Genomic DNA, 18004 nt, shown 5'->3' with positions numbered 1-18004 from the left:
TGATTGCGCAATGTGGCGTTTGTCCACCTTGGATTCGCCTCAGACTCCCTGCAAGCCACTAGGGGAGGCTAGCGATGACCTATGACGCGTCCCACGGAGCCCGCCACGTAACGGGCTGGGTCGGTTGGGTGTGGTTCGCCGGGCTCATGATGATCATGAGTGGTGTCTTCAACGCCATCACCGGCCTCTACGCCATCTTCAACAACCACATGTACGTCACCGGAGCCGGGGAGCTGATGATCCTCAACCTCACCGGGTGGGGCTGGGTGCACCTGATCTTCGGCATCCTGCTCGTGATCGCGGGTGTGGCGCTGACCGCCGGGCAGCTCTGGGCGCGCATCGTGGCGATCGTGCTGGCCGCGATCAACGCCATGACCCAGCTCCTGTGGATCGACGTCAACCCGTGGTGGTCGCTGGCGGTCATCGCGGTGGACGTACTCGTCCTGTACGCCCTGATCGTCCACGGGCGAGAGGCTGCGGCGCTGTAGCGGCCGATCCGGGCCGGTACGCGTCGGGGCGCCCGGCCCGGTGGCGCAGCCACGCTCCGATGATCACCGCTGCTGCCGCGCCCGCGTAGGCGAGCGTGCCCGCGCCGCTCAGGTACGAGGCCGCGCCCGCCGCGGCGACGCCCAGCCATTCCCACCGGCCGTCGAGCGCGACGAGGGCGACGAGCAGCAGCGCGTACCACGAGTAGCCGGGGGTGAGCAGCAGGAACGCCAGGCCGGTGAGCAGCAGGGCGCCGCGCCACGGCCGGTCCGCGTCCCCGTGCCGCAGGACGTGGAACAGCGCCGCCGCCAGGACGGTGAGGGCGGCCGGCAGCGCCCACGAGTCGGGCAGCAGCAGACGCAGCAGCGCGTAACGGCTGTTGCCGCCCGCGTCGTCGTACCCCTCCTCCGCCACGTACCCCGACAGGTACCCCAGCACGGACGCGTGCGAAGCGAGGACGTACGGCAGGTAGGCCACGGCCACGAGCAGCCCAGCCGACGCCGCCACAGCGAACCCCCGCCGCCACGGCCGCGCAAGCGCCTCCTGCCGCGCAAGCGCCCCCGGCCGCGCGGGCGCATCCGGCTGGGCGGGCGCATCCGGCCGCGCGGGCGCCTCTGGCTGGGCGGGCGAACGCGACTGCGTCAACGCTCCCGACCGCGAGGGCACCGCGTGTCCTGGGCGGGCGAGCGTGCCCGACAGCAGTCCCGGCAGGGCGACGGCCGGCAGCAGCTTGGTGGCGATCGCCGCGCCCAGCAGCGCGCCCCGGTAGCGGGTGGTGCCGAGCGCGAGCACCACGAAGAGCGCGCCGAGGACGTCCACGTGGGCGTTGTTCACGGCCTCCATCGGCACGGCTGGGCACCAGGCCCAGTACGCGGCCTGCCAGGCGTTGCCGCGCAGCGCGAACAGCAGCGCGCCGGTGGTCGCCAGCGCCAGCAGCGCGCCCCCCACCTGGAGCGGTTGGTGCCGCGCGCCGTCAGGCGAGAGGTGGTGGACCGCGAGGAAGTACACCTCCGCCAGTGGCGGGTAGATGGTGTGCACGGTCGGCCGGTTGATCCTCGTGCAGCCGCCGCCGGGCAGCGGGTAGAGGCGGCCCTGCGCGCAGCCGGGGAAGAGCCAGCCGTCGCGCAGCGGGGCCAGGGCGGGGTCCGAGGGGGCGTGGTCGTAGGGGGAGAAGCCGGCGGCTTGCACCCGTCCGTCCCAGGCGTAACGGTAGGAGTCGGTGCTGGTGCTCGGCGGAGCGAGCAACCCCGTGGCGACCACCGCGATGCCACCGGCGACGACCAGCCCCGCCACGTGCCGCGCGGCCACCCGGCGCAGCATCACGACGGCCGCCGCGAACAGCACCCACGCGGCGGCGTACCACCAGCGTCCGCCGGTGACCACGGCGATCGCCAGCGCGCCCGCCTGTGCGGCGAGCACGAGCGCGACCACCGGTGCCGCAACCCGGGCGACGCGCGAGGGTGGCGGGTCGGCGACGGCGGTGGGGGCGCGGGCGGTGGTGCGATTCACCTGTCCAGCGTGGCACCGGACAGGCCGGATGCCCCGGTGCCGTTCGCACCCCGTAAGAAGTGCTGCCAGGGAATGCCCAGGAACGCTGGGTACTCTGCCGGAGCATGACATGGCAGCGCACCCTCAACAGAGCGCTGGCCAGGTACACGAAGTACCAGGTCAAACAGCTAGGAAAAGCAGAGGCGACGGAAGAGGTTCCGTTCCGGCCGCCCGTCGAGCCGGCGATCGACCGGCTGCTGACGGCGCCGGTGTTCCTGATGTCGCCGGTGCGGTCGGGGTCCACCCTGCTGCGGGCGATGCTGAACGCGCATCCCGACCTGCACGCCCCGCATGAGCTGCACGTCCGCCGGCTGACCGTGGGATTCGGGACCTCGCTGGCCGAGAAGGCGATGGCGGAGCTGGGCCACACCAGGTCCGACCTGGAGCACCTGCTGTGGGACCGGGTGCTCCACCGCGAGCTGGTCCGTAGCGGCAAGCGGTTCGTGGTGGACAAGACCCCGGCCAACGCGTTCGCCCACGAGCGGATCGCCGCCTGCTGGCCGGACGCCCGTTTCGTCTTCCTGCTGCGCCACCCGGCCTCGATCGCCGCGTCGTGGGCCGAGGCCAGCCCCGACAGGCGCACTCCGGAGGACGCCGCGGTCGACGCGCTGCGCTACATGAAGGCCGTGCAGCGCGCGAGAAAGGCGCTGCCCGGACTGACCGTCCGCTACGAGGACCTCACCGCCGACCCCGAGCGGGTCACGCGCGAGCTCTGCGCGTTCGTCGGCGTGCCCTGGGCGCCGGACATGCTGACGTACGGCGAGCCGGACGTGGTGCGCAAGGGCCTCGGCGACTGGACGGAGAAGATCCGCTCGGGACGCGTGCAACCGGGACGCGAGCTTCCAGACCCGGACCTGGTCCCCGAGACGCTGAAACCGATGTGCCGGGCGTGGGGGTACCTGGAATGATCATCCGCTATCTGCTGCTGCACGCGTACGGCATGGGCGGCACCATCCGCACGGTCGTCAACCAGGCCAACGCGATGGGGGGGGCCGGTCACCAGGTGGAGATCGTCAGCGTGGTCCGGCGGCGGGACGACCCGCAGTTCGGCATCGACCCCCGGGTGCGCCTGAGCACGCTGGTGGACCAGCGCGACGGCGTCCCGGCCGACTCGCTGGTCCGCAAGGTGTGGCGCAGGGCCCGAGGCAAGATCGTCCCGTACGGGGAGTTCGCCGCCGGGTACTTCACGGAACGGGTGGAGCGGGCCGTGATGGGCTACGTGTCCTCGCTGCGGGACGGCGTCCTGGTCACGACCCGCCCTGCGCTGAACCTGATCTCCGCGCGCCGCGCCGGCCAGGGCGTCGTCCGGGTGGCGCAGGAGCACATGAACCTGGCGGCCTACCCCGACACCATCAAGAACGAGATCGCCCGGCACTACGGACGCTTCGACGCCGTCGTGGTGCTGACAGAGACGAACCGGGCCGAGTACCGGCAGCTCGTGCCGCACACACCGGTCGTGCGGATCCCGAACGCGATCCGCGTGCCGAACCGGCAGCCGTCCCTCCAGGAGAACCCGGTCGTCGTCGCGGTGGGCAGGCTGGTCCCGCAGAAGGGGTTCGACCTGCTCATCCCCGCCTTCGCGCAGGCCGTGCGCGGGCATCCCGAGTGGACCCTGCGCATCCTCGGCTCGGGCCCGGCGGGCGACCGGCTGCGCGGGCTGGTGGCCCAGCACGGCCTCGGCGGGCGCGTCCACCTGCCGGGACGCACCGACCAGATCGACAAGGAGCTGGCCGAGGCGTCGGTCTACGCCCTCAGCTCCCGCTTCGAGGGGCTGCCGATGGCGATGATCGAGGCGATGAGCTACGCGCTGCCGGTCGTCGCCTTCGACTGCCCGACGGGCCCCGCGGACGTCCTCACCTCCGGCACCGACGGCCTGCTGGTCCCGCCGAGGGACGTCGACGGCCTGGCCGCCGCCCTGGACCGGCTCATGGGCGACCGCCGGTTGCGGCTCCGGATGGGCGCCGCGGCCGCGGAGACGGCGCACGACTACGCCCCCGAGATCGTGATGCCGCTCTGGGAAGACCTGTTCGCCGACCTGCTGAGCGGGGAGAGCGTCTCCGACAGCTACTGGACGGCCCGCTGAGCTTTCAGGCTGGGCGGTCGCGAAGGCAGTTCCACAGGAGGGACGGCGTCAGCGGGGTGCTGACGACCCGGTCGGCGATCTCCGGCAGGGCGGCGGCGACGGCGTTGCCGATGGCGGCGGGCGGCCCGATCGTCCCGGCCTCGCCCGCGCCCTTCATGCCTCCCGGCGTGATCGGCGACGGCGTCTCCATCAGCACCACCTGGATGTCGGGCACCTCGCGGGTCGTCGGCAGCAGGTACTCGACGATCGGCTGCCCGTCGCCGGTGTAGACGATCTCCTCGGTCAGCGCCATCCCGATCCCCTGCGCGATCGCGCCGCGGAGCTGGCCCTCCACGATCGCGGGGTTCACCAGCACCCCCGAGTCGCTGACGACCCAGTACCCCTCGACCTCGACGGCCCCGGTCTCCGGATCGACGGCGACGGCCGCGGCGTGCGCGCCGTAGGAGTAGGTGTAGGCGGTCGGGTCGTAGGAGACGCGTTCCTCCAGCCCCGGCGAGACCCCCTCGGGCAGGTCCCAGCCGCGCCACGCCGACGTGGCGAGGTCGCGCAGCGTCCTGGCCGACTGCGGGTCGCCCTTCACGCGGACGGCCGAGCCGACGATCTCCAGGTCGTCCGGCGCGGCCTCCAGCTGGTGGGCGGCGATGGCCACGATCCTGTCGCGCAGCCGCGCCGCGGCCTGGGTGAGCGCCCCGCCGCCGACCGCGAGCGAGCGGCTGGCGATGGACCCGATCGACGAGTACGGCGCGACGGCCGTGTCGCCCAGCACCACCCGTACCTGGTCGAGCGGCACCCCCACCCGGTCCGCGGCGATCTGCGCGAGGGCCGTCTCGATGCCCTGCCCCATGACGGCCACTCCGGACGACACCACGAGCGAGGCGTCGGGCTCCATCCGCAGCACCGCGGTCTCGAAGCCGCCCGCCTGGATCCCGGCCGCCTTCATCTCCATCGACGCGCCCATCCCGGTGGCCTCCACGTGGCAGGAGAACCCGACCCCGCGCCTGCGGCCGTCGCCGTCGGCTGCGGGGGGCGCGACCAGGTCGCGCAGGGTCCGCAGGGCGCGCGGGTAGTCGCCGGAGTCGTACGGCTGCCAGGTCCGCGTCGAACAGGGCAGCTCGTCGGGGCCGTACATGTTGCGCAGCCGCAGCTCGACCGGGTCGAGCCCGAGCCGCCGGGCCGCCTCGTCGATCAGCCGCTCTCTCGTCCAGGCGGCCTCCGGCTGCCCGAAGCCGCGGTAGGAGCCGGTCGGCGTGGTCGTGGTGACGACCCCGCGCAGCCGTGCCCCTGCCCGGTCGAACCGGTACGGGCCCGGCAGCATCATGGCGGTCACGATGAACGGCGACATGCCCACGTTGGACGGGCGCGCGCCGAGGTCGGCCAGGATGTCGGCGTGTAACGCCAGGAAGCGCCCGTCGGCGTCGAGCGCGAGCCTGGCACGGTGCACGGCGGCCCGCGCGGGCAGCGTGGCGACCAGGCGATCGCCTGGCGACTCCGTCCAGCTCACCGGGCGGCCCAGGCGGATCGCGGCCAGGCAGGCGAGCAGCTCGTCCGGGTACAGGTGCTCCTTGCCGCCGAACCCGCCGCCCGCGTCGCCCCCGATGACCCGCACCCGGTCGTGAGGCAGTCCGAGCGCGTCGGCGGCGTGGTCGCGGACGTGGTGCGGCGCCTGCGTGGAGATCCGGACCGTCAGCTCGCCGTCGAACCAGGACGCGACGACGCCGCGCGGTTCGATCGGGTACGGCGAGGCCCTGCCGAAGCTGGACGTCAGCTCGACGACCTGGGCCGCCTCGGCGATCACCCGGTCGCAGTCGGCGTCGCCGAGGACGAAGTCGGTGACCAGGTTGGTGCCCCAGTCGGGGTGCAGCACGTGGCCGTCGAGCGCCTGTTCCACCCCGATGACGGCGGGGAGCTCGTCGAACTCCAGGTCGAGCAGGTCGGCCGCGTCCCTGGCGGCTTCCGGGGTGGTGGCGACCACGACGGCCACCGGCTGGCCGACGTACCTGACCGTCTCCTCCAGCACCGGATAGGACGTCTCCTGCTGCCCCGGCGCCAGCATGACGCAGGGCAGCCGGATCGCGGCCGCGTCGCTCACCGTGATGACGTCGAGCACGCCCTCGGCTGCCCGGGCGGCCTTGGTGTCGCAGCCCGTGAGCCGCCCATGGGCGACGGGGCTGCGGACCACGACCGCGTGCGCCATGCCGGGGAGCCGGATGTTGCCGACGTATCGGCCCTGCCCGGCCAGCAGCCGGGCGTCCTCGCGGCGGGGTGTCCTGGAGCCCACGTGCCTCGCGTCGCTCATGGGCTCATTGTGTGCTCAGCGGGTCTGCGGATCCAGTTCGAACAGCACGTCCGGCTCCCTGTTCTCGTCGCGGGTCGGCTGCTGGGGCTGGCAGCTCTGGCCGCAGCCGCCGAAGCGGGCGGAGTTGATCGGGTGGAAGGTCGTGGGCGGGACGTCCTTCAGCGCCGCGATCATGGTGTCCTTCCAGATCCGGCCGGAGATGTCGGCTCCGTGGACGCGACCGTAGGACTGGCCGCCGATGGAGACATTGGTGAGCTTGTAATTCACCGAGCCGCGGGGGTCGCCGAGGCTGACGGCGCTGGCCAGGTCGGGGGTGAAACCGGCGAACCAGGCGGTGGCGTACTGGTCCGTCGTGCCGGTCTTGCCGGCGGCGTCCCGTCCGATGCCGCCGACGCCGCTCATGGTGCCCTTGGTGAACACGCCCGACAGGACGTCCGCCGCGGCGTCGGCCACCTCCGCGTCCAGCGCCTGGTTGCACTTGGGCTCGAACTTCTTCACCTTGCCGGTGGGGTCGGTGATCTGCGTGATGGCCATCGGCCGGCAGTACTTCCCGCGCGCCGCGATCGCCGCGTAGGCGTTGGCCACGGTGACGGGGTCCATCTCGTTGACCCCGAGCGTGAACGTCTCGACCTCCTGTAGCGGCTTGCCGTCGCCCCGCTTGATCCCCAGGGACTTGGCGGTCTTCACGGTCTCACACAGGCCGACCCGCTCCTCCAGGGCGACGAAGAAGGTGTTGACCGAGCCCCAGGTGCCCGTCTGCAGCGACTTGAAGCCGCCCCCGCCCTCGTCGTTGGTGACGGTGTGCTCGGGGGAGCCGACCCGGCCGCCCTTGCAGTCCTTGAACGAGCCGTAGCCGGCGGCGCGGTAGGAGGAGCCCACGGTCAGCCCGTCGCTGACCTTCATGCCCGACTTGAGCGCGGTGAGCAGGGTGAAGGTCTTGAACGTGGAGCCTGCCTGGAAGCCGATGCCGCCGCCGTGGGCGCTGTCGGCCACCAGGTTGTAGGAGATCTGCTTCTTCTTGGCGTTGCCGCCGTACGTACGGCTCGCCGCCATCGCCTTGATCATCCCGGTGCCGGGCTGGACCAGCGCCTGCGCCGCCGCCGGGTTGTCGGACGCGAACACCCGCTTCTTGATCGCCTCCTCCGCGGCCTTCTGCATGTCGAGGTCGAGCGTCGTTCTGATGGTCAGTCCGCCGCGGCTGAGGAGTTGGGCGCGGGTCGCCCTGTTCTTGCCGAAGGCGGGGTTGTTCAGGATCTCGAAGCGCACATACAGGCAGAAGTACGGATATTTGCTGGCTTCGCATCCGCCGGGAGGCAGCGGGGTGTTCTTGTAGCCGAGCTTCTTGGCCTGGGCCTCGGCCGCCTGGGCGGGCGTGATCTTGCCCAGCTCGACCATCCGCTTCAGCACCAGGTTGCGCCGGTCCAGGAGCCGCTTGCGCTGCGCCGGCCCCACCGACGGGTCGGTGTTGTTCGGCGACTGCACGGCCGCGGCGAGGGTGGCGGCCTGCCACAGCGTGAGCTTCTCGGCCGACCGGCCGAAGAACCGCTGGGACGCCGCCTCGACGCCGTTGGCGGACGCCCCGAAGTAGGCGATGTTCAGGTACTTCTCCAGGATCTGGTCCTTGGAGTACTTCTCCTCCACCGCCATCGCGTAGCGCAGCTCCTTGAGCTTGCGCGCGTAACTGGCCTCCAGCGCCTTGTTCTTGTCGGCGTCGGTCGCGGCCGTGTTGAACAGCACCTGCTTGACGTACTGCTGGGTGATGCTGGAACCGCCCTGGGCCACCCCGCCCGAGGTCAGGTTCTTGACGAGAGCCCGCGCCGTGCCCTCGATGTCGATCGCGCCGTGCTGGTAGAAGCGGTCGTCCTCGATCGAGATGATCGCGTCCTTCATCACGGGCGCGACCTTGTCGAGCGGGACGACCTTGCGGTACTGCTCGTAGAACTGGGCGATCTTCTTACCGTCGGCGTCCTGGATGACGGTCTCCGCCGCGAGCGGCGGCTCGGGGAGGTCCTCCGGTTTGAGGTCGAGGACTTCCGTGGCGGAGACGATCGCGGCCCCCGTGCCGCCCACGGCCGGCAGTGCGACTGCTGCGGCGAGCACCCCCGCCGCCACCGCGGCCGCTGCGAGCCGTGCCAGATTCGGGCTGATACCGCGTTCCCGCGCCAATGTGTCCCCCCCCGGGAATCAGTCACACATACGGAAGAGAGCAGACCACAACCCCCCAATTATGTCCAAGACAATATGAAGCCATGATTGATATCAAAACCGATATTGCCGCAGATAGGGGGCATGTCGCCGCCGGCTACCCGCCCTGCTTCTCCTTCTCGGCGAGGTCACCACAGGTGAACCCCTCTTCCCGCTCGGGGTCGAGCTGGATCTCCGTCAGGATCGTGCTCTCGGAGAACTTGCGGAAGGTCTGCATCTTGTCGCAGTCGTAGAAGGCGTAGCCGCCCTCGAACTCGCCCAGCAGCATCATCCAGCGGCTGCCGTAGAGCGGCTTGCCGCTGCTGTCCTGGAGCTTGGCCCACTGGTCCTGGAAGCCGAGGCTGCCGAGGAGCACGTTCGCCTGGCCGGTCTCCTGCACCTGCACCGCGCCGTAGACCATCTGGATGATGAGGAGATAGCCGAGCCCGACGCCGGTGAGCGCGCCGATCAGCACCTTCATCCCCGCGCGGCCCATCGACCTGCGGCGCAGCAGCCGGAAGGGCACCACGTAGGCCAGCATGCCGAGCAGGATCACGATGACGACGTCCTCGCCCTCCACCGTCTCGCCCGCCGCGGTGTACAGGTAATAGAGGAAGCCCAGGTACGACAGGCCGGCCCAGACCCCGGCGACGATCGCGACGATCCACGGCCGTTCCCTGAGGTACTGGAAGGCCCGGCCGGCCCAGCCGCGGGTGACCAGGTTGACCAGCCAGCCGAGCCCGACGAGGAGGCCGATGCCCAGCGCGGCGGTCAGCAGGAGGGGAAGCAGGGTGCCGAGGAGCCGTCCGAACAGCACGGCCTGGTCGATGCCCGCCTGCTCGGGAGTGATGCCGAAGACGCCGTACATCTCCTTGAAACCCATGTACAGCAGCGCGTAGAGGGTGACACCGGCCGGCACCACCACCGAGCCGACCTTCTCGAGGACGTCGAGGACGCCGCTCTTGCTCTCCCCCTCCTCTTCGGCGGGGGTAGCACTCTCCTGATGCGCAGCCTGCGGCTGCGGTGCCCAGTCGTTAGGTAAGGGGTGACCTGGTGAGAAATGTTGACTAGTCATAACCAATGTTTCGATGCGCAGGACGCACTCGGCGTCGGCAAAAACGGAAAAGGTGGGAAATGACGGTAATCGGTGGCCGAGGTTCCGATGCTTGGTTGAAAAATCCTCTAAATATCGAGGAAGGACGCCGACCCGCCACGGCAGCGCCCCCTCCAGCGCCTGCGCGACCCTGAACAGCACGTCCTCGCGCCCGAAGGGTGCCACGAACTGCACCCCGATCGGCAGCCCGCCCGCGCTCTGCCCGAGCGGCAGGCTGACCGCCGGCTCGCCCGTGACGTTGAACAGCGCGCCGAACGGCCCGTACGAGAGGCCGCCTCCCGGTCCTGCGACGCGGTGGGAGCACCGCCGCCCGCCGAAGGCGCTGATATCACGGCGGCAGCCCGAGGCAGCGGTCGAGCTCGGCTGCCGTCACCGCTTCTCTGCGCAATCCGGTGTCTTCGGCCGCGACAGCCTTCAACCCGTCGATGAACAGTTCGAGCTGGCGCTCGGTCGCCGCGTCGTTCACTTCGGCGTCGATCAGGGGAATCGGACGGGACAGCCTGATCAGTCCGAGCGTCAAGTCGGTGATTTCGATGTCGCCGCGCAACCTCCCCTCCCGCTGTGCGGCCCATATCAATGGCTGCAGCCGGTTGACGATCTGCTCCCGTGTCGAGCGAATCTCCTGGAGGCTGCGCGGGTCCTGGCGTAGGTCCGGCAGCACGAGCGGGCCCAGAAGCGGTACCAGGGCACCGATGCGCCGCCGTACGAGGGCGCGCAGGAGGCGTACGAGCACGCTCCAAGCGTCGGGCTCGGCGGCCTCGGCGCTGTCGAGCTCTTGAATGATCACCGCCATGTTGTCCTGGGCAACCGCCCGAGCCAGTGCGCCCCGGTCGGGGAATCGCCGGTAGAGGGTGGCGATGCCGACACCGGCACGTCGCGCGATCACCTCCAGCGGCGCCTCGGCTCCCTGCTCGGTGAAGACCTGCCGGGCTGCGGCGATGATCTGCTCACGGTTGCGGTGAGCGTCTGCCCGCAACGGCCGTGAGTTGGTGGCCACGTGCTCACTTCCTCCAATCATCTGGAGGATCAACCTCCAGTTGTGTTAGCTTACCCTCAAGCACTAACTGGAGGAAAACCCTTCGGTTACGTCCTCCGGTTCGATCCACGCGACGGCATCGCGAGGAGCCGGATCGCGCCAGAAGCAGTGTGTACCGACATCGCCACCGTCCAAGAAGGGAATGCGTGTCACACGGTGACAACCGCAATCGAAGCCGACTACCTGGTCGTCGGTGCAGGAGCCATGGGAATGGCCTTCGTCGACACCTTGGTCACAGAAACCGACGCGACCGTGGTCGTCGTCGACAGATACCATCAGCCGGGCGGCCACTGGACCGTCGCCTATCCCTATGTCCGGCTGCACCAGCCATCGGCGTACTACGGAGTGAACTCACGACCGCTCGGCGGTGACTCGATCGACCGCGGCGGCTGGAATGAAGGTTTGCACGAACTGGCCTCGGCCGCCGAAGTCTGCGCCTACTTCGACCAGGTGATGCGGCAGCAGTTGTTGCCGTCCGGGCGGGTTGAGTATTTCCCCATGTCGGAGTACGACGGTGACGGACGTTTTCACTCGACCGTCTCCGGTGACGAGTTCGAGGTGAAGATCCGCCGACGTGTCGTCGACTCGACCTACATGCGTGTCACCGTGCCATCCATGCGGCCGCCGAAGTATGCGGTCGAGGCAGGCGTACGCTGCGTCACACCGAACGAACTGCCGGCTGTGCGAGACCGGGCCGGCCACTATACGGTGGTCGGTGCAGGCAAGACCGGCATCGACGCCTGCTTGTGGCTGCTCCGTCAGGGAGTCGACCCGAGGCAGCTCACCTGGATCATGCCGCGCGACTCCTGGTTGCTTGACAGGCAGAATGTGCAACCGGGCCCGCTGTTCGCCAACGCCGTCATCGCGAACCACGCCGCCCGGCACGAGGCGATCAACACGGCGGAATCTGTTGACGACCTGTTCGACCGACTGGAGACCTGCGGCGCCCTGCTGCGGATATCGGACAGCGTGCGCCCGACCATGTATCGGTGTGCGACGGTGACGAGAACCGAACTCGCCCAACTACGCCGGATCGACAACATCATACGTTTGGGGCGAGTCCAGCGAATCGGTGCCGACACCATCGAACTCGACCACGGGACCATCCCCACCAATACCGAGACCCTGCACATCGACTGTACGGCCGACGGCCTGGAACAACGCCCGGCCATCCCGGTCTTCGACGGCTCGCTGATCACGCTGCAGTCGGTACGCGTGTGTCAGCAGGTGTTCAGCGCGGCCCTCATCGCGCACGTCGAGGCGACATACGCCGACGACACGGTCAAGAACGGTCTGTGCCACGCCGTTACCCATCCCAACACGGATCGCGATCTGCTGCGCTCGCTGTTGGAGACCAACGCCCAGCTAGCGCGCTGGGCCACGGAACCCGGCCTGCTGGAATGGCTGTCGAAAGCACGGTTGAACGCCAAGATCGGCCTGCCACCGTCCGACCCAGACGCGCGTGCCGACTTTGACCGCCAGATGCTGGACGCGCTCCACATCGAGAACGTGCGCCTTGAACAACTGCTACTCGACGAGCAGGCGACTGTCCGCCGATGAAGCGGTTGTTCGCCCCGAGTATCGACGAGTGACCACGGAGGTGGGCAGCCCGAAGAGCTGCCACCAGCCGGCAGCCGGTGATCAGGTCGAGGGCGGTGGCCTGCCGCGCCGCGTTCAGGGCCTGCCTGCTGACGGCTTCCAGCGCGTCCGGGGCCGGCTGGCGCGGCGCCAGCAGCAAGGTCGACGCCACCGCGACCGCCTCGGTCAGCAGGCACTCGATCACCGCCCACTCGGCCACCGGCCCGAGGTCCTTGATCAGGAACGGCACCCCGGCGAGCGGCCCGTCATCGGCATGTGCCAACGCGGGGGTGAACAACGGCAGCGTCAGCCCATTGACCTTCTCGTCGGCCGCTGCGAGCGCCCGCCTGGCCACACTCTCGACCTCCGAGGCGGAGACCTCCCCCGAGCCGATCAGTGCGCGCAGCCCGACGCCGTCGTGGCGAAGATGCTCGGACAGGTCCATCCCCCAAGGATCGGGCGCGTCCTGGCGAACCGCCACGGATCATCCCGACCACTCCCAGCACCCACCAGAGGCCGAAGCGCGTCGTCGCGGCCACGTCCAGCGCCAGCCTGCGGGCGCGGGCCGTCGCGCTCACGCCCAGGCCGCGACCGAGCGAGCCGACGCGGGCCATAGCGGTCCCGTTCGGTGTTTGCCTACGGGCGCGGGTGGTCGCGGTTCCGTTCGGTGTCTGCCTGTGGGCGCGGGTGGTCGCTGTCCTGTTCAGTGCTCGCCTGGGCGAGCCGGCGCGGGTCAGCGCGGCCACGCCCAGGGCGCATGCGAGCGTCACCGCCGTCCCGGCCTGCGCCGCCGTCTGCCAGCCGCCGTCGAGCGCCGCGAAGAAGACCGCCCCGGTCACGGTCGCGCCGAGCACCCCGCCGGCCTCCTGCACCGTGCCCAGCACGCCCGCCGCCGCCCCGGCCAGCTCGGGACGCACCCCGGCCAGCGCGCCCGACACCAGCGGCGACATGACCAGCCCCATCCCCGCCCCGGCCACCAGCAATCCCACGACCAGCCAGTACGGCGACGCGGTGAAGGCGAGGTAGAGCAGCGCGAGCCCGATCACCAGCGTCACCGCGCCCACCACCGGCGGCCGCCTCCCCGCACGCAGGGAGGCCACGAAGAACCCCGCGTTCAGCGCCGTGCACAGGCTTCCGGCGGCGAGCGGCGCCAGCCCCAGCCCGTCCTGCAGGTAGAGCGCGAGCACGAACGACAGCCCCGCCGAGCAGCCGAACAGCAACGCCACCGCCACCAGCCCCGCCGCGAACCGCGGCTCCCGCAACAGCCGCAGGTCGAGCAGCGGCTCCCGCCCGCTGGCGGCGAGGCGCCGCTGGCGTCGCGCGAACCCTGCCAGGATCGGCGTGGACGCCGCCAGAGATGCCCACGCCCACCAGGGCCACCCCGCCTCGCGCCCCTGCGCCAGGGGCAGCACCACAGCCACCAGCCCGGCAGCCACCAGCACCGCTCCCACCACATCCAACCCCCGCCCACGCTCGGCCCAGCCGAAGCGCCCCACCCCCCGACCGCGCGCCGCAGGGTCGAGGCGTCCCGCGTTCCGGCCGTGTGTTGACGGGCTGGGGCGCCCCCTGTCCCGGCCGTACGTCGGATGGGTCGTGTCGCCGCCTGGTGCGGGGAGGAGGCGGGTGGTCAGGCAGAGCGCCACCGCGCCGATGGGGACGTTGATCAGGAAGCAGGCCCGCCAGCCCAGCTCCACCGGGGCCGCGCTGACGAGCAGGCCGCCGAGCACCTGGCCGCTCGTCCCCGCCAGGCCGACCGCGGTGCCGTACCAGCGGAACGCCCGGGCGCGGTCCTCGCCCTGGTAGAGGACGCCGAGCAGGGTGAGGACCTGCGGCGCGAGCAGCGCCGCCGCGACCCCCTGCGCCACCCTGGCGGGCACCAGCGCCTCGACGGACGGGGCCACGCCGCAGGCGGCGGACGCCACGGTGAACAGCGCCAGCCCGGACGCGAAGACGCGGCGCGGCCCGTACAGGTCGCCGAGCCTGCCCGAGACGATCAGCCCGGCGGCGTAGGCGAGCCCGTACCCGGCGATCGTGAGCTGGACGGCCGCGCCCCCGGCGCGCAGGTCGGCGCGGATCGACGGGACGGCCACGTGCACGATGAAGAAGTCGAGGGTGGTCATGAAGACCGCGACCAGCACCACAGGCAGCGCCCACCAGCGGTGCGAGGCAGTGACGGGCATGAGAGGGCTCCTGGGCGAGGGGGTGGTTCGGTGAGAGAACACCGGAGGGGAGGAAACGGTTGAGCCCACCCTGAAACCGGACGCTTACGATTCGCTGCGGATCGCCTACGGACGCGGGCATAATGCCCCGCAATGCCGAAATTTCAGGACGCGTCGCTATTTGCGGCCTCGATCGCCCCGGTCATCGACGCGGTACACGTCAACGTGCACGCCTCGGCCCGCCGGGCGGGCGCCGACCTCGCCACGGCCTCCGGCCTGGAGCCAGGAGTCCTGATCGACCTGCGCTTCACGCTCCCGCTGCGCCCGATCACCCGCCACGGCCTGGCCACGCTCTACCGCTACGCCGACCCGTCCGGCCTGGAGCCGGAGATCCAGGCCCACCTGGCGCAGGGCACCCTGGAGGAGGACGCGGACGGCGTGCTCCGCGCGACCCCCCGTACGCTGGCGTTCCTCGACGCCCTCTACGCCCTGCACGCCGAGGCCATCGGCCGCATCTGGAACGGCCGCGATCTCACCACCCTGGCGGACCTGGTGGGAAGGGTCCTGGACCAGGCCGCACGCGAGCCGGGCGGCGCGCTGGAGGTGATGGCCCCGCCGTACGAGCCCGACGGCTCCCCGGCGGGGCTCCTGCTGTTCAACCGCCTCGCCGCGCTCCGCTACCACCGGGCCGACGCCCACGCCGCCGCCTGGCGGGCCGCGGGCCTGTCGAGCCGGGAGATCGTCGCGCTGAGGGACGGTCTCCTGCGCGAGGCCGTCGAGGCGGACACCAACCGCCGCGCCTCCCGGCCGTACCTGGCCCTCTCAGCGGACGACAGGGAGGCGCTGCACGACGGCCTGCTCGCGCTGGTCTAGAAGTACTTCGAGGTGAGGTCGGTCGTCGGCCAGGACGTCACGCGCGTGTTGTTCATCTGGCCGTCGATCACGTCGTAGTCGGGGGTCCCGGCCTCCTCGCGGTGGTTGAACGTCGCCGCGTAGCTCCAGCCGTTCTGCAGCCGGGCGAGGTAGGTGAACGTGCCGGGCATCGAGCCGTTGTGCCAGGTGTTGAGGTGCCCGGGCACCTGCCGGACCCACCAGCCGCCGCCGTACCACGCGCCGGACGAGTTGACCCCGATCTCCGGCTTGGCGAACAGCTTCGCGATCGACGATGAGCTGAGCACGAGGCCGGGCTTGTCGAAGGCGAGCGTCCAGCGCACCAGGTCCACGGCCGAGGCCAGCCAGCCGCCGTTGGCGTCCTGGTTGGGCATGTTGAACCCGCCGTACGGGTAGGGCACGGTGGTGCCCGAGTCGTCGACGACGCTCTTGTTGGTGTACTGCGACTCGTAGACGACCTCGCCGGGGAAGGCCTCGGTCCGCAGGCTCCTGCCGAGCCGCATCCGGGTGATGCCGAGCGGCCTGAGCAGCTTGGTCTGCACGTACGTCTCGTACGGCATGCCCGACACCTTCGCGATGATCCGGCCGAGCAGCATGTAGCCGTAGTTGCTGTAGGCCATCTTCGAGCCGGGCGCGAAGTCGAGCTGCCTGCCCGTCGCGTACTTGATGATCTCGGCGTGCCCGATCGGGAGCGGCACGTCGAGCGCGGCGGAGATCGTGTGGTCCAGCCAGAGCTGGTCCTGCTTGCTGGCGTCCCTGTCCCAGCCGCCGAGGTGCTGCATCAGCCGGAGCACGGTCACCTGGTTCATCCGGGCGTCGGCCGGGTTGAGGCCGAGCAACGTGGTGACCTTGGCCGACAGGCTCAGCTTGCCGTCCTGCACCAGGCGCATGATCGCCGCCGAGGTGATGTTCTTGCTCAGGCTGGCGATGCGGAACAGCGACGTCGGGCTGACCGTGGGCACGGCGTGCGAGCCGTCGGAGTAGCGGTAGCCGCGGGCGAGCACGATCTTGCCGCTCTTCATGACGGCGAGCTGGGCGCAGGAGATCTTCCGCTCCTTGACGTACGTCTTGATGACGTTGTCGAACCCGGCCAGCGACGCCGGGGCGACGCCGGACGTCTGCACCACAGGGACGGGCGCGGCCAGCGCGGGCCGCGCGGTCAAGGTTGCGGCGGGCACCGCCACGGCACCCGCCTTGAGCAGGCTCCTACGACTAACCATCGTCACTTCTGACTCCCAGATAACGTCCGTAGCAAAGCTGGGGCCGTATCTTACGGACATTTGGCGCAACACACTCGCTTGGGGCTGTTTCTGGCTAGCCGCGCGCCCGTGTCAGCGGCTCGGCGGACGGGAGCGACCTGAGCAGCCGCCCCACCTCCACGTGGTCGTTGACGCCGAGCTTGTCGTAGACCGCCTGCAGATGGTTGGCGGCCGTGCGGGTGGAGACGGTGAGCCGGGCGGCGATCTGCCGGTTGGTCAGCCCGGCCGCCGCGAGCTGGACGATCTCCCGCTGGCGCGGCGTCAGCTCCGGCGTCGCCAGCTCCACCAGGGCGGGCGTGGACACCCCCGGGCAGCGGCCGGCCAGCGCCCACGCCCTGGTCTGCGCGCCCCTGGCGAGGCTCCCCCTGCCCGCCGACCGGTACGCGGCCGAGTCCTGGGCGCTCGCCTCGGCGGCGTACAGCACCAGGCCGAGCTGCTCGAACCCGCCCGCGACGGCCCGCAGCTCGGCCGGGTCGCGGCCCGCGCGGGCACGCCGAGCCGCACCAGGTCGTGCAGCGCGAACATGAGGAACCCCAGGTGCTCCTGTCTCTCCGCCAGCTCCGCCGCCGTCAGGCAGGCCCGCACCGCCTCGTCCAGGTCGCCGCTCGCCGCCGCCACCCAGACCGCCGCCTGGAGGACGTGCTGCCGGGTGAACGCCCACCTGGAGGCGGCGGCCTCGGCCTCGGCGAGCGCCGCGCGGGCCTGGGCCGTCCTGCCGAGCAGCGCCGACGCGTGTGCCAGCTCCGCCAGGCAGCGGCCCTGGTACGGCGAGCGTGCGGGCAGCCGGGACGCGTCCTCCTCGCACCAGCGCGTCGCGGCCACCGCGTCGCCCCGTAACCTGCTCGCCAGCGCGCGGTGGGCAGCGAAACCCGACACCGACAGCTCGGCCGCGGGCAACGCCATGCCCTCCGCTGCGGTACGTTCGGCCGCGTTCAGCTCGCCGGCGAAGGCATGGGCGGCGCACCGGGCGTCCAGGAGCGTGGGCAGCGCGTGCGCCGCGGCCCTGACCGTCATCGGCCCGCACCACAGCGCTCGCGCCAGCGACCCGGACGCGTCCGTCAGCCGTCCCGCGAAGAAGTCGGCCACGCCCCGGTAGACGTGCACCTCCTGCCGCCAGGCCGGGTCGGCCCGGCCGCCACCGACGTCCCCGCCTCCCCGAGCCGGTGCCAGGCCCAGTCGCAGGCCGGGGACGGCAGCGGAGAGCGCGCCGACCAGCGCCCCGGCGAGCGTCGGCAGGTCGCGGTCGGCGGGACCGAGCCGGTGGAGCACGCCGCCGACGGCCTCGCACCAGCCCGCGAGCGCGATGGACTTGCCGTACCCCGTGGCGGCCACCAAAGTAGTGAGCCTGTGTGTAAGAGCACCGTCGAGCC

14 protein-coding genes are annotated in these 18004 nt (G+C 71.0%); 5 read left to right on the top strand and 9 right to left on the bottom strand.

Annotated features, from left to right (window positions below):
• Window positions 1-74: 74 nt before the first annotated feature.
• Window positions 75-488 carry a DUF7144 family membrane protein gene (locus ABT294_RS40360; protein WP_350811731.1) on the top strand — a complete coding sequence of 138 codons (414 nt, stop codon included), beginning with the start codon at window positions 75-77 and terminating at the stop codon, window positions 486-488.
• Here the strand turns inward: ABT294_RS40360 and ABT294_RS40355 are convergent.
• Window positions 421-1995: a glycosyltransferase 87 family protein gene (locus tag ABT294_RS40355; protein WP_350811730.1), complete on the bottom strand. Its 1575-nt coding sequence runs from the start codon at window positions 1993-1995 to the stop codon at window positions 421-423. The genes ABT294_RS40360 and ABT294_RS40355 overlap by 68 nt on opposite strands.
• A 104-nt stretch (window positions 1996-2099) precedes the next feature.
• On the opposite strand from ABT294_RS40355, the gene ABT294_RS40350 reads away from it, so the two are divergent.
• Entirely contained in the window at window positions 2100-2942 is an 843-nt protein-coding gene (locus tag ABT294_RS40350) for a sulfotransferase family protein (protein WP_350811729.1), read from the top strand.
• Window positions 2939-4117: a glycosyltransferase family 4 protein gene (locus tag ABT294_RS40345; protein WP_350811728.1), complete on the top strand. Its 1179-nt coding sequence runs from the start codon at window positions 2939-2941 to the stop codon at window positions 4115-4117. Before ABT294_RS40350 ends, ABT294_RS40345 begins: the two co-directional genes overlap by 4 nt.
• A 4-nt stretch (window positions 4118-4121) precedes the next feature.
• Here ABT294_RS40345 and ABT294_RS40340 read toward each other — a convergent pair whose 3' ends face one another.
• The 4 genes from ABT294_RS40340 to ABT294_RS40325 all read right to left on the bottom strand — a co-directional run bounded on the left by ABT294_RS40340 (window position 4122) and on the right by ABT294_RS40325 (window position 10708).
• Window positions 4122-6413, bottom strand: a complete 2292-nt coding sequence (locus tag ABT294_RS40340; protein WP_350811727.1) for a xanthine dehydrogenase family protein molybdopterin-binding subunit — start codon at window positions 6411-6413, stop codon at window positions 4122-4124.
• A 15-nt stretch (window positions 6414-6428) separates the two neighbouring features.
• The gene (locus ABT294_RS40335) at window positions 6429-8579 is read right to left on the bottom strand and encodes a transglycosylase domain-containing protein (protein ID WP_350811726.1); all 2151 of its coding nucleotides are present in this window, start codon (window positions 8577-8579) and stop codon (window positions 6429-6431) included.
• Window positions 8580-8715: 136 nt separating this feature from the next.
• Window positions 8716-9672, bottom strand: a complete 957-nt coding sequence (locus ABT294_RS40330) for a hypothetical protein (RefSeq protein ID WP_350811725.1) — start codon at window positions 9670-9672, stop codon at window positions 8716-8718.
• Window positions 9673-10039: 367 nt separating this feature from the next.
• Window positions 10040-10708 (bottom strand): TetR/AcrR family transcriptional regulator, encoded by a 669-nt coding sequence (locus tag ABT294_RS40325; protein ID WP_350811724.1) that lies wholly within the window; start codon window positions 10706-10708, stop codon window positions 10040-10042.
• A gap of 195 nt (window positions 10709-10903) precedes the next feature.
• Between ABT294_RS40325 and ABT294_RS40320 the strand changes: the two genes are divergently transcribed.
• Window positions 10904-12307: a hypothetical protein gene (locus ABT294_RS40320; protein WP_350811723.1), complete on the top strand. Its 1404-nt coding sequence runs from the start codon at window positions 10904-10906 to the stop codon at window positions 12305-12307.
• Between the two features lie 284 nt (window positions 12308-12591).
• Here ABT294_RS40320 and ABT294_RS40315 read toward each other — a convergent pair whose 3' ends face one another.
• The gene (locus ABT294_RS40315) at window positions 12592-14505 is read right to left on the bottom strand and encodes an MFS transporter (protein ID WP_350811722.1); all 1914 of its coding nucleotides are present in this window, start codon (window positions 14503-14505) and stop codon (window positions 12592-12594) included.
• Between the two features lie 132 nt (window positions 14506-14637).
• Here ABT294_RS40315 and ABT294_RS40310 point away from each other — a divergent pair, with 132 nt between their 5' ends.
• Window positions 14638-15357 carry a hypothetical protein gene (locus tag ABT294_RS40310; RefSeq protein ID WP_350811721.1) on the top strand — a complete coding sequence of 240 codons (720 nt, stop codon included), beginning with the start codon at window positions 14638-14640 and terminating at the stop codon, window positions 15355-15357.
• Here the strand turns inward: ABT294_RS40310 and ABT294_RS40305 are convergent.
• The 3 genes from ABT294_RS40305 to ABT294_RS40295 form a co-directional block, all read right to left on the bottom strand.
• A complete protein-coding gene (locus tag ABT294_RS40305; protein ID WP_350811720.1) occupies window positions 15354-16595 on the bottom strand; it encodes a serine hydrolase domain-containing protein in 1242 nt (413 codons plus the stop codon). The genes ABT294_RS40310 and ABT294_RS40305 overlap by 4 nt on opposite strands.
• A gap of 94 nt (window positions 16596-16689) precedes the next feature.
• Window positions 16690-16920, bottom strand: a complete 231-nt coding sequence (locus tag ABT294_RS40300) for a response regulator transcription factor (RefSeq protein ID WP_350811719.1) — start codon at window positions 16918-16920, stop codon at window positions 16690-16692.
• Window positions 16896-17969, bottom strand: coding sequence for a hypothetical protein (locus ABT294_RS40295; RefSeq protein ID WP_350811718.1), 1074 nt, complete (start codon window positions 17967-17969; stop codon window positions 16896-16898). Before ABT294_RS40295 ends, ABT294_RS40300 begins: the two co-directional genes overlap by 25 nt.
• Between the last annotated feature and the right edge of the window lie 35 nt (window positions 17970-18004).

Source organism: Nonomuraea sp. NPDC000554 (genome assembly GCF_040300065.1).
Classification (GTDB): domain Bacteria; phylum Actinomycetota; class Actinomycetes; order Streptosporangiales; family Streptosporangiaceae; genus Nonomuraea.
The sequence above is the reverse complement of the archived record's forward strand: the minus strand, read 5'-3'. Positions and strand labels throughout refer to the sequence as shown.